Origin of the sequence: Xenorhabdus sp. Sc-CR9 (genome assembly GCF_963897815.1) — a bacterium.
Classification (GTDB): Bacteria; Pseudomonadota; Gammaproteobacteria; order Enterobacterales; family Enterobacteriaceae; genus Xenorhabdus.
In genome coordinates this window covers 1-13,981 of the sequence record NZ_CAWQTY010000180.1, presented here as the reverse complement: position 1 = coordinate 13,981, position 13,981 = coordinate 1, and the positions used below count along the sequence as shown (strand labels likewise).

General features: G+C 47.1%; 13 protein-coding genes. 10 read left to right on the top strand and 3 right to left on the bottom strand.

The annotated features are described in order from the left end of the window. Positions 1 to 53 precede the first annotated feature (53 nt). The 10 genes from nuoG to AACQ81_RS11820 all read left to right on the top strand — a co-directional run bounded on the left by nuoG (position 54) and on the right by AACQ81_RS11820 (position 12,361). Complete coding sequence (nuoG, locus tag AACQ81_RS11860; RefSeq protein ID WP_237387387.1) at positions 54 to 2,777, top strand: NADH-quinone oxidoreductase subunit NuoG; 2,724 nt, start codon at positions 54 to 56, stop codon at positions 2,775 to 2,777. Continuing rightward, positions 2,777 to 3,751 carry an NADH-quinone oxidoreductase subunit NuoH gene (nuoH, locus tag AACQ81_RS11855; protein ID WP_237387386.1) on the top strand — a complete coding sequence of 325 codons (975 nt, stop codon included), beginning with the start codon at positions 2,777 to 2,779 and terminating at the stop codon, positions 3,749 to 3,751. Before nuoG ends, nuoH begins: the two co-directional genes overlap by 1 nt. 18 nt (positions 3,752 to 3,769) lie before the next feature. Beyond that, positions 3,770 to 4,312 carry an NADH-quinone oxidoreductase subunit NuoI gene (nuoI, locus tag AACQ81_RS11850; protein ID WP_237387385.1) on the top strand — a complete coding sequence of 181 codons (543 nt, stop codon included), beginning with the start codon at positions 3,770 to 3,772 and terminating at the stop codon, positions 4,310 to 4,312. A gap of 12 nt (positions 4,313 to 4,324) precedes the next feature. Beyond that, positions 4,325 to 4,852, top strand: coding sequence for an NADH-quinone oxidoreductase subunit J (nuoJ, locus tag AACQ81_RS11845; RefSeq protein WP_237387384.1), 528 nt, complete (start codon positions 4,325 to 4,327; stop codon positions 4,850 to 4,852). Continuing rightward, complete coding sequence (gene nuoK, locus AACQ81_RS11840) at positions 4,852 to 5,154, top strand: NADH-quinone oxidoreductase subunit NuoK (protein WP_092548866.1); 303 nt, start codon at positions 4,852 to 4,854, stop codon at positions 5,152 to 5,154. Before nuoJ ends, nuoK begins: the two co-directional genes overlap by 1 nt. After that, entirely contained in the window at positions 5,151 to 6,998 is a 1,848-nt protein-coding gene (nuoL, locus tag AACQ81_RS11835; protein WP_237387383.1) for an NADH-quinone oxidoreductase subunit L, read from the top strand. The genes nuoK and nuoL overlap by 4 nt, the downstream gene beginning before the upstream one ends. A 19-nt stretch (positions 6,999 to 7,017) precedes the next feature. Further along, on the top strand, positions 7,018 to 8,538 hold the full coding sequence (gene nuoM / locus AACQ81_RS11830) for an NADH-quinone oxidoreductase subunit M (protein ID WP_237387382.1): 1,521 nt from the start codon (positions 7,018 to 7,020) through the stop codon (positions 8,536 to 8,538). A gap of 6 nt (positions 8,539 to 8,544) precedes the next feature. Continuing rightward, a complete protein-coding gene (nuoN, locus tag AACQ81_RS11825; RefSeq protein WP_237387381.1) occupies positions 8,545 to 10,002 on the top strand; it encodes an NADH-quinone oxidoreductase subunit NuoN in 1,458 nt (485 codons plus the stop codon). 37 nt (positions 10,003 to 10,039) lie between these two features. Then, on the top strand, positions 10,040 to 10,231 hold the full coding sequence (locus AACQ81_RS19745) for an IS1 family transposase (RefSeq protein ID WP_443089557.1): 192 nt from the start codon (positions 10,040 to 10,042) through the stop codon (positions 10,229 to 10,231). 135 nt (positions 10,232 to 10,366) lie between these two features. Next, on the top strand, positions 10,367 to 12,361 hold the full coding sequence (locus AACQ81_RS11820) for a BCCT family transporter (RefSeq protein ID WP_237387380.1): 1,995 nt from the start codon (positions 10,367 to 10,369) through the stop codon (positions 12,359 to 12,361). 87 nt (positions 12,362 to 12,448) lie between these two features. On the opposite strand, the gene AACQ81_RS11815 is transcribed toward AACQ81_RS11820, so the two are convergent. From AACQ81_RS11815 to AACQ81_RS11805, 3 genes are read right to left on the bottom strand one after another with little or no spacing between them, the layout of a single operon-like run. Beyond that, positions 12,449 to 12,856: a DUF6691 family protein gene (locus AACQ81_RS11815; protein WP_237387379.1), complete on the bottom strand. Its 408-nt coding sequence runs from the start codon at positions 12,854 to 12,856 to the stop codon at positions 12,449 to 12,451. A 4-nt stretch (positions 12,857 to 12,860) separates the two neighbouring features. After that, complete coding sequence (locus tag AACQ81_RS11810) at positions 12,861 to 13,298, bottom strand: YeeE/YedE family protein (RefSeq protein ID WP_237387378.1); 438 nt, start codon at positions 13,296 to 13,298, stop codon at positions 12,861 to 12,863. 1 nt (position 13,299) lies between these two features. Beyond that, positions 13,300 to 13,632, bottom strand: a complete 333-nt coding sequence (locus tag AACQ81_RS11805) for an ArsR/SmtB family transcription factor (RefSeq protein ID WP_237387377.1) — start codon at positions 13,630 to 13,632, stop codon at positions 13,300 to 13,302. Positions 13,633 to 13,981 lie beyond the last annotated feature (349 nt).

The window sequence follows — 13,981 nt, the reverse complement described above, 5'->3', positions numbered from 1 at the left end:
TTTATTTTTTGACTAACGCCTGCTGCGGTGGGCTACTGGGAAGCATGCTGACTATGGCTACGATACATGTAGACGGCAAAGATTATGATGTAAACGGGGCTGATAACCTGTTACAAGCCTGCCTCTCATTGGGGCTTGATATACCTTATTTTTGCTGGCATCCGGCGCTGGGAAGCGTTGGCGCTTGCCGCCAGTGTGCGGTAAAGCAATATCAGAACGCAGAAGATACGCGCGGTCGTCTGGTGATGTCTTGTATGACACCTGCGACAGATGGCACGTATATTTCCATTGATGATGAAGAAGCAAAGCAGTTCCGCGCAAGTGTTGTGGAATGGCTGATGACTAATCATCCCCACGACTGTCCTGTTTGTGAGGAAGGAGGAAACTGCCATTTGCAGGATATGACGGTAATGACCGGGCACTCGTTCCGTAAATACCGTTTTACCAAGCGTACTCACAAAAATCAGGAATTGGGTCCATTTATTGCCCATGAAATGAACCGTTGCATCGCCTGTTACCGTTGTGTTCGTTACTACAAAGATTATGCGGACGGAACGGATTTAGGCGTTTACGGTGCTCATGACAACGTTTATTTTGGCCGCACTGAAAGTGGCACGCTGGAAAGTGAATTTTCCGGTAACCTTGTCGAAATTTGCCCGACAGGGGTGTTTACCGATAAAACCCATTCAGAACGCTACAACCGTAAATGGGACATGCAGTTTGCGCCAAGCATCTGCCAGCAGTGCAGCATCGGCTGTAACACGAGTCCCGGAGAACGCTATGGTGAATTGCGCCGCATAGAGAACCGCTACAACGGTACGGTTAACCATTACTTTATGTGTGACCGTGGGCGCTTTGGTTATGGGTATGTCAATCGTGACGATCGTCCTCGCCAGCCACAACAATTACGTGGTGATCAGTGGATTTCGCTGAATGCGGATCAAGTTATGCAAGGGGGCGCAGATATATTGCGTCAGGCGAAAAAAACCATTGGCATCGGCTCGCCACGTGCCAGCATTGAAAGTAATTTTGCTTTGCGTGAATTAGTTGGCGCAGAAAACTTCTACAGCGGTATTTCAGCAGAAGAACAACACCGTCTTGACATGATGCTGGAGATCCTCCAACAAGGTGGCGTGTATACACCATCCCTGCGTGAAATTGAAGATTATGATGCGGTGCTGGTGTTAGGTGAAGACCTAACTCAAACTGCGGCTCGCATGGCGTTATCAGTGCGTCAGGCAGTGAAGGGCAAGGCCCGTGAGATGGCAGCGGCCCAAAAAGTGGCAGACTGGCAAATCGCGGCGGTCATGAATATCGGCCAGCATGCCAAATATCCTCTGTTCCTGACCAGTGTTGATAATACTCGGTTGGATGATGTTGCCGCGTGGGGTTATCACGCACCCGTTGATGATCAGGCTCGTTTTGGTTTTGCAGTGGCACATGCCCTGAACAATATTGCGCCAGCTGTCAATGACTTGCCGGATGAGCTGCAATCGAAAGTGGAAATCATCGCTCAGGCATTGAGTGACGCGAAAAAACCATTAATTATCAGTGGCAGTAACACAGGTAGCGATGCCCTTATTCAGGCAGCAGCCAATATTGCATGGGCACTGAAAGATAAAGGTGCAAATGTTGGTCTTTCTTATGTAGCCGCGTATGCCAATAGTCTTGGTCTGGCGATGATGGAAGCACAGCCATTGGATGCTGCTTTACAATGTATCGCCAAAGGGGATTCAGATACTGCGATTGTGGTGGAAAACGATCTCTATCGTCATGCGCCAGCGGATAAAATTGATAATGCACTGAATAGCCTTAAAAATCTGATTGTTGTTGACCATCAGCGCACAGCCATTATGGACAAGGCTCATTTAATCCTGTCAGCATCCAGTTTTGCAGAAAGTGATGGTACGCTGGTGAATCAGGAAGGTCGCGCCCAGCGCTATTTCCAAGTTTATGAACCTGCATTCTATGACAAATCCATCGTTATGCTGGAAAGCTGGCGCTGGATGCACTCCCTGTATACTACTTACACACAATGTCAGACTGACTGGACGCAACTTGACCATGTTATTGAAGCCTGTGTCAAAGCGATGCCACAATTCAAAGGCATCGTTAATGCGGCACCAGATGCCACATTCCGTGTCCGTGGGCAAAAATTAGCACGTTCACCTCATCGTTATAGTGGTCGTACCGCCATGTTGGCTGATGTCAGCGTTCATGAGCAACGCCAGCCACAGGATATCGACACCGCATTTGCTTTCTCAATGGAAGGAAACAACAGCCCATTTGCGCCACGTCAACAAATTCCGTTTGCATGGGCGCCCGGCTGGAACTCACCACAGGCGTGGAATAAATTTCAGGCTGAAGTGGGTGGCAAATTGCGCTTTGGTGATCCGGGGGTTCGTTTGATTGAAGCCGTTGATGGCGGGCTGAATTATTTCGACAGTATTCCAATCGCATTCAGCGCACAAAAAAATCAATGGCATGTTGCGCCTTATTTCCATTTGTTCGGCAGTGATGAACTGTCACAGCGTTCTGATGTGATACAGGATCGTATGCCTGATCCATATGTGATGATTAATCATAAAGATGCAGAACAGTTGAATGTAACAGAAGGAGCCGTGATGGAATTTGATTGTGAAGGGCAACAACTGCGTTTAGCAGTGCGCTTGAGTGCCAATCTGGCTCAGGGGCAAGTTGGTCTGCCGCTGGGAATGCCGGGAATTCCACCGGTTCTGGCAGGGAAATCAGTCAATAACTTACGGGAGGTTGCATAATGCGTTGGCTTACTCCCGATGTGGCTGAGATCCTGATTGCTGTTCTGAAAGCGGCTGTGATTCTTCTGGTCGTGGTTGTCTGCGGAGCATTCATGAGCTTCTTTGAACGCCGCATTCTTGGCCTGTTCCAAAACCGTTACGGGCCAAACCGTGTAGGTTGGGGCGGTTCATTACAGCTTGTCGCAGACATGCTCAAAATGTTCTTTAAAGAAGACTGGGCACCCCGCTTCGCTGATCGGGCCATTTTCACTTTAGCCCCTGTTATTGCATTCTGCTCATTACTTCTGGCTTTTGCCATCGTGCCAGTAAGCCCAACATGGATGGTGGCAGATCTGAACATCGGTATCCTGTTTTTCATGATGATGGCAGGTCTGGCCGTTTATGCTGTGCTGTTTGCTGGCTGGGCAAGTAACAACAAATACTCCCTGCTGGGCGCGATGCGTGCATCAGCACAGACATTGAGCTATGAAGTGTTTCTCGGTCTGTCCATGATGGGGGTTGTGGCACAAGCTGGCTCCTTTAACATGGTGGATATCGTAAATTCACAGCAACATGTCTGGAATATCATTCCTCAGTTCTTTGGCTTCCTGACTTTTGCCATTGCTGGGGTGGCGGTGACACACCGCCACCCCTTTGACCAGCCGGAAGCAGAGCAGGAACTGGCCGACGGTTATCATGTTGAGTACTCAGGCATGAAATTCGGTCTGTTCTTTGTGGGAGAATATATCGCTATTGTGACGGTATCAGCCTTAATCGTCACACTGTTCTTCGGTGGCTGGAATGGGCCTCTCTTGCCTCCATTCATCTGGTTTGCGCTGAAAACAGCTTTTTTCATGATGATGTTCATCCTGATCCGTGCTGCATTGCCGCGCCCTCGTTATGACCAGGTGATGTCGTTTGGCTGGAAAGTCTGCCTGCCGTTAACGTTACTCAACATGCTGGCAACTGCCGCAGTTATTCTATACAACGCTTAATAGAGGGGTGATTGAACCATGACATTGAAAGAGTTAGTGGTCGGTTTCGCCACCCAGGTACGCAGTATTTGGATGATAGGGCTTCATGCCTTCCATAAACGCGAAACAAAAATGTATCCGGAAGAGCCGGTTTATCTGCCACCCCGTTACCGTGGGCGTATCGTTCTGACGCGTGATCCTGACGGTGAAGAGCGTTGTGTCGCCTGTAACTTGTGTGCGGCAGTATGTCCGGTGGGATGTATCTCACTGCAAAAAGCCGAGCATAAAGATGGTCGTTGGTATCCAGAATTTTTCCGGGTCAACTTTTCGCGTTGTATTTTCTGCGGCCTGTGTGAAGAAGCTTGTCCGACTACCGCTATTCAGTTGACGCCGGATTTTGAACTGGGTGAATTCAAGCGTCAGGATTTAGTCTACGAAAAAGAAGATCTGCTGATTTCAGGGCCGGGCAAGTATCCTGATTATAACTTTTACCGCAAGACAGGCATGGCAATTGACGGCAAAGATAAAGGTGAAGGCGATAATGAAGCCAAGCCTATTGACGTTAAAAGCCTGATGCCGTAAGGAGCGATATTCATGGAATTTACATTTTATGTCGCAGGGTTGGTTGCCATCCTCGCCACACTCAGGGTGATAACCCACACTAATCCGGTACATGCGCTGTTGTACCTGATTATCTCCTTGCTGGCATTGTCTGTCGTGTTTTTCTCTCTGGGTGCTTATTTCGCCGGTGCTTTGGAGATTATTGTTTACGCAGGGGCGATCATGGTGTTATTCGTCTTTGTTGTGATGATGCTGAACTTAGGAAAATCGGTCGTTGAACAAGAACGATCATGGTTGCAGCCCCGTACTTGGATAGGGCCGTCCATTTTGTCCATTGCTCTGCTGATCGTGCTGGTTTATGCCATCAGCACTCTGCCATCTGTGGCAATCACAGGTGAAGTGGTCAGTGCCAAAGAGGTGGGAATCAGTTTGTTCGGCCCTTATGTACTGGCTGTCGAACTGGCATCCTTGTTGCTGTTGGCCGGAATGGTGGTGGCTTACCATATTGGTCGTGAAAACCGACAAGGTGAAGTAATCAGCAATCGTACGGAGGAGCAATAATGATAGCCTTAGACCATGGTCTTATTCTGGCGGCCATTCTGTTTACATTGGGCTTCACCTGTCTGATTATCCGCCGCAATCTGCTATTCATGCTGATTGGTCTGGAAATTATGATCAATGCTTCAGCGCTGGCATTTGTCGTTGCCGGCAGCTATTGGCTCCAGCCTGATGGTCAAGTGATGTACATTCTGGCCATCACTCTGGCAGCCGCCGAGGCGAGCATCGGTTTGGCACTGTTACTACAGTTGCACCGACGTCGCCAAAACCTGAATATTGATAATGTCAGTGAGATGCGCGGATGAACTTACTCTATTTAACAATTCTGCTGCCACTGCTGGGATTTTTGCTACTGGCATTTTCCCGTGGCCGCTGCTCTGAAAATCTGTCAGCCACCATTGGGATTGGTTCTGTTGGGTTGGCAGCGTTGGTCACACTTTGGGCCGGCATAGATTTCCTTTCCCAAGACGGGGCAGGGGGGCTGGTTTACAGCCAGACATTATGGAACTGGATGGCGGTGGATAATTTCAGTATCCCCGTTAATTTAGTACTGGACGGTTTGTCACTGACCATGCTGAGTGTAGTGACTGGCATCGGTTTCCTGATCCATATTTATGCTTCATGGTATATGCGTGGTGAAGAGGGTTATTCCCGCTTCTTTGCTTATACCAATTTGTTTATCGCCAGCATGGTGGTATTGGTGTTGGCTGATAACATGCTGCTGATGTACCTCGGTTGGGAAGGTGTGGGGCTGTGCAGTTATCTGTTGATTGGTTTCTACTACAAAACCCCGGCCAATGGCGCAGCAGCAATGAAAGCCTTCATCGTGACCCGTGTGGGTGACGTGTTCCTCGCCATCGGTATGTTTATTCTTTATGACCAGCTCGGCACGCTTAGTTTCCGTGAATTGGCAGTACTGGCTCCACAACATATCGAAGCAGGTTCGACCGCGATCACTTGGGCAACCCTGATGATTCTGGGTGGTGCAGTGGGTAAATCGGCGCAGTTACCATTACAAACATGGTTGGCGGATGCGATGGCAGGCCCAACACCGGTTTCTGCCCTGATCCACGCCGCCACAATGGTTACCGCCGGTGTTTACCTGATTGCACGCAGCCATGCTTTGTTCCTGATGGCACCGGATATTTTGCATCTGGTGGGCATCATTGGCGCGGTGACCTTACTGTTGGCGGGTTTTGCTGCGCTGGTACAAACTGATATCAAACGTGTTCTGGCCTATTCCACCATGAGCCAGATTGGTTACATGTTTCTGGCATTGGGTGTGCAAGCGTGGGATGCAGCCATTTTCCACCTGATGACTCATGCGTTCTTCAAAGCATTACTGTTCCTTGCCTCTGGGTCAGTGATTCTGGCCTGCCATCATGAACAGAACATCTTCAAAATGGGGGGTCTGGGCAAACGTATTCCGTTTGTCTATCTCTGCTTCCTCGTGGGCGGTTCTGCGCTTTCGGCTCTGCCTTTATTGACCGCAGGTTTCTACAGTAAAGACGAAATCCTGTGGGGTGCACTGGCAAATGGTCACATGAACCTGATGCTGGCGGGGCTGATTGGGGCCTTGATGACATCCCTGTACACCTTCCGCATGATCTTCATTGTGTTCCACGGTGAAGAAAATACCCATGCTCATCCGGTCAAGGGCATTACCCATACTTTGCCACTGTCAGTACTGCTGGTGTTGTCCACTTTTATTGGTGGTACGCTGATTAAGCTTCCATTGGCGGGTGTTCTGCCAGAAAGCAATGCAGGGCATGACGGAAAAATGATGCTGGAAGTTGTTTCTGGTGTGGTTGCCGTTATCGGTATTTTACTGGCGGCAGCGCTGTATCTTGGCAAACGCAGTGTGGTTAATGCCACAGCAAACAGTGCACCGGGTCGTTTCTTCTCTGCATGGTGGTTCCATGCATGGGGATTTGATGCGCTGTATGACTGGGTATTCGTGAAACCATTCAAAGGCCTTACCAACTTATTGCAAAGTGATCCTTTGAACTCACTGATGAACATTCCTGCTGTATTGTCACGTTGGGGCAATAAAGGTCTTCGCTGGAGTGAGAACGGACAAGTCCGTTGGTACGCTACCTCTATGGGGTTGGGTGCAGTGCTGGTTTTAGCTCTGCTGCTTTTGGTTTAATTAAGGGACACATTGCGCCATGCTATTACCTTGGCTAATTCTTCTGCCCTTCATCGGAGGCCTGCTGTGCTGGCAGGCAGAGCGCTTCGGCACCCGTATGCCGCGTTGGATAGCGCTTCTGGCGATGGGACTGACGCTGTTACTCTCCCTGCACTTGTGGTTGCAGGGCGGTTATACACTCACCAACCCGCAGGGTATTCCACAGTGGCAATCAGAATTCCTGCTGCCGTGGATACCTCGCTTTGGCATTAGTATCCATCTGGCACTGGATGGGCTTTCCTTGCTGATGGTCGTGCTGACCGCATTGCTGGGTCTGATGGCAATCCTCTGTTCGTGGAATGAAAACCAGCCATATCAAGGCTTCTTCCATCTGAACCTGCTATGGATACTCGGTGGTGTAATGGGGGTTTTCCTTGCCATCGACCTGTTCTTGTTCTTCTTCTTCTGGGAAGTGATGCTGGTTCCGATGTACTTCCTGATCGCACTTTGGGGTCACAGGGGGTCGGAAGGTAAAACCCGTATCACAGCGGCAACGAAATTCTTCATTTATACCCAAGCCAGTGGTCTTGTGATGTTGATTTCGATTCTGGCGCTGGCCTTCATTTACCATGATGCAACGGGTGAATGGTCATTCAACTATGAAAAACTGTTGAATACGCCAATGTCATATACCATCCAATACTTGCTGATGTTGGGGTTCTTTATTGCGTTTGCCGTGAAAATGCCGGTAGTCCCTCTGCACGGTTGGTTGCCGGATGCGCATAGTCAGGCACCCACGGCGGGTTCAGTTGACCTTGCAGGGATCTTATTGAAAACAGCGGCGTATGGTTTGCTGCGTTTCAGCTTGCCACTGTTCCCACAAGCTTCTGCGGACTTTGCCCCGATTGCGATGTGGTTCGGGGTTATCGGAATTTTCTACGGTGCATGGATGGCCTTTAGCCAGACTGACATCAAACGTCTGATTGCCTATACCAGTGTTTCCCACATGGGCTTCGTTCTTATCGCCATCTATACGGGTAGTCAATTGGCTTATCAGGGCGCGGTTATCCAAATGATCGCCCATGGCTTGTCAGCCGCTGGCCTGTTCATTCTGTGTGGTCAATTATATGAACGCCTGCATACCCGTGATATGCGTCAAATGGGCGGTTTGTGGTCAAGAGTTCAACTGCTGCCAGCGATATCCCTGTTTTTCGCGGTAGCCACATTAGGTATGCCGGGAACCGGTAACTTTGTCGGTGAATTCATGATCCTGTTCGGTAGCTTCAGTAAATTCACCCTGATTACTACGGTATCCGTATTCGGTTTGGTTTTTGCGTCTGTTTATGCACTGTATTTGATGCAGAAGGCTTATTACGGCACGCCCAAAACAGATAAACCGCTACCGCAAATGGATGCCCGCGAAATCTCCATTCTGCTGTTACTGGTCGTCTTGCTGGTGATCTTGGGCGTTTATCCACAACCAATCCTTGATACTTCAGCCGCAGCGATGAGCAACATCCAGAATTGGTATTCAGCTTCACTTTTAACTACAAGGCCGTAATTCGCCATGACAATAACTTCTGAACAATTGATCGCACTGTTGCCGCTATTGATCGTCGGATTGACGGTGGTGGTTGTGATGCTGTCCATTGCGTGGCGACGCGATCATTTCACCAATGTCACCCTAACGGTGATTGGCCTTAATCTGGCTCTGTTTTCTCTCTATTTTGTGGGACAACAAGAGCCGATGGATGTCACGCCACTGATTCATGTGGATCGTTTTGCAATGTTCTATACAGCCCTTGTGCTGATTGCGAGCCTTGCAACGACGACATTTGCCTATTCATGGTTGGAGAATTATCCCGATAACAAAGAAGAATTTTATCTTTTGGTGCTGATTGCGGCTGTTGGGGGAATTCTGCTCTCTTCTGCCAACCATATGGCATCGCTGTTTATCGGGATTGAACTGATCACTCTGCCACTATTTGGATTGATTGGTTATGCATATCGCCAGAAACGTTCACTGGAAGCCAGTATCAAATATATGTTGCTGTCCGCAACGGCATCTTCATTCCTGCTGTTTGGTATTGCGCTGTTGTATGCTGAATCCGGTGACTTGTCCTTCGCATCACTGGGTAAAAGCTTAAGTGACAGTAAACTGCATGAACCTCTGGTCTTAGCAGGATTGGGTATGATGATTGTGGGACTGGGCTTCAAACTCTCCCTCGTGCCTTTCCAACTGTGGACACCGGATGTTTATCAAGGTGCACCAGCACCAGTATCGACCTTTCTGGCGACAGCAAGTAAAGTGGCTATCTTTGCTGTGGTTATGCGCTTGTTCCTTGAAGCGCCTGTCACCGAAAGCGAAACCCTGCGCATTGTGCTGACTGTCATTGCCATTGCATCTATCCTGTTTGGTAACTTACTGGCGTTGACACAAAGCAATATCAAACGTCTATTGGGTTACTCATCCATTTCTCATCTGGGATATTTGCTGGTAGTGTTGGTTGCCATCAAAGATCACACACTGGCAGAAGAGACGGCGGGTATCTATCTGGTGGGTTATCTGCTTGCCAGTATCGGGGCATTTGGCGTAGTCAGTTTGATGTCCAGCCCGTATAGAGGGCCGGATGCGGATTCACTGTTCTCATATCGCGGCTTGTTCTGGCATAAACCGATCCTGTCAGCCGTTATGACCATTATGATGCTGTCATTGGCGGGGATTCCGTTAACCTTCGGCTTCATTGGTAAATTCTACGTTATCGCAACCGGTGTTGAAGCGAGATTGTGGTGGCTGACTGGCGCGGTAGTTCTGGGTAGTGCCATTGGCCTTTACTACTATCTGCGTGTGATGGTGAGTTTATACTTGCCAGCACCGAAGGCACTGAACCGTGATACACCACACAATTGGGCATTCACTGCTGGCGGGATTGTTGTATTGCTTACAGGGTTGTTGGTGTTAATCCTCGGTGTTTGGCCACAACCGTTGATTGATATTGTTCAACAGGCGAAAAGCGCTTTATAAGACAATAACCTGAATAACTTAATAAAAAACCCAGTCATTGTTGGCTGGTTTTTTTATTCTGGGCTGGAATTTGGCAAGGTTGACTTACAAAACACTTTCTTTTTCAAAATCCATTGAAATGCATTATAAAATTATTGGGCATTATTTCCTCCACCACTGTTCGACATACCCCCTCTGTAAGTACAGTTACTTCCGTTTTTATGTTAAGGTGACTTTTAGCGTAGGCTGAGTGAATAATAATCACAATAGAGCCGCTAGGTATGTAACCATTTGTTAAGGTTGTATTTATTTATTGGCATCTCTGCAAAATTGCTTATTGGAGTAAATAGGAGATAGTGTCGAACATTAATTTTGAAGGATAATTATGAGTCAAGATAATACTGGTCAGGTAAAGACTAAAACTTCCATTAACCCACCAGTTTTTTTCTTCTCGGCGTTTTTAGTCATTGCTCTGGTGACATTCTCTGGTTTGAAACCCGAACTTGCCGATCGATGGTTTAAGGCTTTACAGCAGGACATTTTTGTTAATGCCAGTTGGTTTTATATTCTTGCAGTTGCCTTGATTTTGCTTTCGGTTACCTATCTGGGATTGTCCAGATACGGCAATATAAAACTGGGCCCCGACCATGCTGAACCAGATTTCAGTTATTTTTCCTGGTTTGCCATGCTCTTTTCTGCGGGGATGGGGATCGGGCTTATGTTTTTTGGTGTGGCTGAACCGGTAATGCATTACCTCTCTCCCCCAGTAGGGACACCTGAAAGTATCGAAGCTGCAAAACAAGCGATGAAACTGACTTTCTTCCATTGGGGGCTTCATGCTTGGGCAATTTATGCCATTGTAGCGTTAATTCTGGCATTTTTTAGTTACCGACACGGTTTGCCTCTGACATTGCGCTCTGCGCTGTATCCGATTATTGGCGATAAAATTTATGGGCCAATGGGTCATGCCGTCGATGTTTTTGCTGTTATTGGTACAGTATTTGGTGTCGCGACCTCTTTGGGGTATGGCGTCCTTCAGGTTAATGCCGGTCTTAACCATCTTTTTGGTTTGCCTATCAATGAAACAGTACAGGTTATACTGATTATTGCTATTACCGCTTTGGCAACCCTGTCTGTTGTTTCCGGTCTGGATAAAGGCATTCGTATTTTGTCTGAATTGAATCTGGGTCTGGCGGTTTTATTGTTGCTTTTGGTGGTGGCTCTGGGACCTACCGTACTGCTACTGAAATCCTTTGTGGAAAACACAGGCGGCTACTTTTCAGAAATTGTCAGCAAAACATTTAACCTGTATGCCTATGAACCTAAATCCAGCAACTGGTTGGGGGGATGGACGTTATTGTATTGGGGATGGTGGTTATCGTGGTCTCCATTTGTTGGTATGTTTATCGCTAGAGTCTCGCGGGGACGCACAATCAGAGAATTTGTAACAGGCGTCTTGTTTGTACCCAGCGGTTTTACCCTGATGTGGATGACGGCATTTGGTAACAGCTCCATTGATTTGATTGCCAATAAAGGAGCAACAGAATTAGCCGATGTAGTACAGTCAGATGTTTCTCTGGCACTGTTTAACTTTCTGGAGCATTTCCCGTTTCCTTCCGTACTTTCGTTTATCGCTATAGTCATGGTTGTGATGTTTTTCGTGACTTCAGCAGATTCTGGCGCAATGGTGGTTGATACACTGGCTTCTGGTGGTGCTGACCATACACCTGTCTGGCAACGGATCTTCTGGGCAGGTTTGATGGGCGTCGTGGCTATTTCATTATTGATTGCAGGCGGTTTATCCGCCTTGCAAACGGTAACGATTGCCGGTGCGCTTCCTTTCTCCGTCATTCTGCTGATATCAATCTATGGCTTGCTTAAAGCATTACGGATTGATGCATACAAAAAAGACAGCCAACAAATGACTACGATTGCACCTCCTGCCAGTCGAAACCCGATTCCGTGGCAGCGAAGATTAAGAAATATCATTTATTATCCTAAGAGTTCACAAGTGAAGCGTTTCATGATCGAGGTTATCCAAAGTTCAATGGAGCTGGTGGCCGGGGAATTGGGGAAACAGAATAAAGTTGCTGTTATTAATAATGAAATGGATGGCCGGATTCATCTGGAGGTGGATTTTGGCGAAAATCTTAACTTTGTCTATGAAGTTCGTCTGAGAAGTTATATTCAACCTACATTTGCTATTGCAGGTTTGGAAGATGATGAAAAAAGTGAGGAACAAAAATATTATCGCGCTGAAGTTTACCTTAAAGAAGGTGGGCAGGATTATGATCTGATGGGGTGGACGCAAGAGCAGATTATCCATGATATTTTGGATCAATACGAAAAGCACATTCACTTTTTGCATTTGGTTCGTTAAAAAAAGCCAATCCCCAGATTGTTAATCCGGGGATTCTTTTGTTTGTCGGCTGATGGCATTATTGAGCAGGATTATGTTGATGCAATGTCAGTTATTTTTACGACCCACCAACCACATTCCGACGATCATCGCCAGTACAAAGGCGAACCCTTTTGCATAGCCTGCTCCCAGTAGTACTAACCCGGGTCCCGGACAAATCCCGGCAATGCCCCATCCCAGCCCAAAAAGCGCGGCTCCCCCTACCAAACGCCAGTCTATTTGACGCTGGTCAGGTAATATCATTGGTGTACCAGACAGTGCATATTGGCGACGTTTAGCCAGTGCGAAACCGAACAGGCCGACAATAATAGCTCCCATCATCACAAATGCCAGAGACGGATCCCACGGATGTGCTAGATCCAGAAAGCCCAAAACTTTTTCCGGGTTTGCCATCCCACTGATAATCAACCCCAAACCAAAAATGACACCAGACAGAAGAGAAAGTATCACCATCATTTTTTCATCCTCCTAAAGACCAAGCACCCAGCACCGTTGCCGTAAAAAATCCCACGGCCATAAAGATCAGTGTGGCGACCAATGAACGCAAAGAGAGACGAGAAAGTCCACATACGCCATGTCCGCTGGTACAGCCGGAGCCAATACGTGTTCCCATTCCCACCAAAAGACCCGCAATAATAATGGTAGGCCAAGATGCTGTAACTGTGATTTCCGGTAATGGATACAGCAGGCCATAGAGTACAGGTGCAATAATTATGCCTGCGAGAAATGCCACCCGCCATGAGCGATCTTTCGTTTCACGTTGCAGCAATCCGCCGAGAATACCGCTGATACCAGCAATTCGACCACAAAACAATATCAGCACAATTGCAGCCAGACCAATCAATATTCCCCCACCAAAGCTCAGCGCCGGTGTAAACTGGGCAAAATTAATGCTCATCCTAGTCTCCTGTTATTTCCGGTTTCGGGCAATACAAGGTATAAAGAGTATGAAGTAATGTCAGAATGCGTTCATCTTCAATACGATAGAAGATCTGTTTTCCTTCCCGACGTGTCTTCACCAGATTCAACCGCCGCATTACACCAAGTTGCTGTGACAGAGTCGGCTGATGGATACCCACAGCTTTTTCAAGTTGTCCAACAGAGGCTTCTCCCTGACTAAGCTGGCACATCAATAGCAAGCGGTCATCATTGGAAAGAGCGCGTAACACATCTGCCACGCCTTCGGCAGCCTCACGCATTGCTTGTTGCAAAGAACGATCCATCTTCATCATCACATTCTCACCTTAACAATTTATTTTTTTATATAATATAATTTTGTAAATTAAATACAAGCTTTAATTAACTATTTGAAGCCTATAAAAAATGGAAAATCATATATTATTGATTGATATGATTATAAAAGATATGAAATCTGCCCTATTTATCAACTATGAATAATTTGGCAATAATTCATAAATTGAAAAAGTTGAAAATATCTATGTGTCTCTTAATAAATTGGTAAAAGAATCTTTAAAAAAAGAGCAAGATGATGATGAGATAATAATAACTCTAGATTTGCTTATTGATTTTTTAAAAAACAATAAAAACAAGTTGTCTTCTTAATTTAAATTTTTTAAGCAA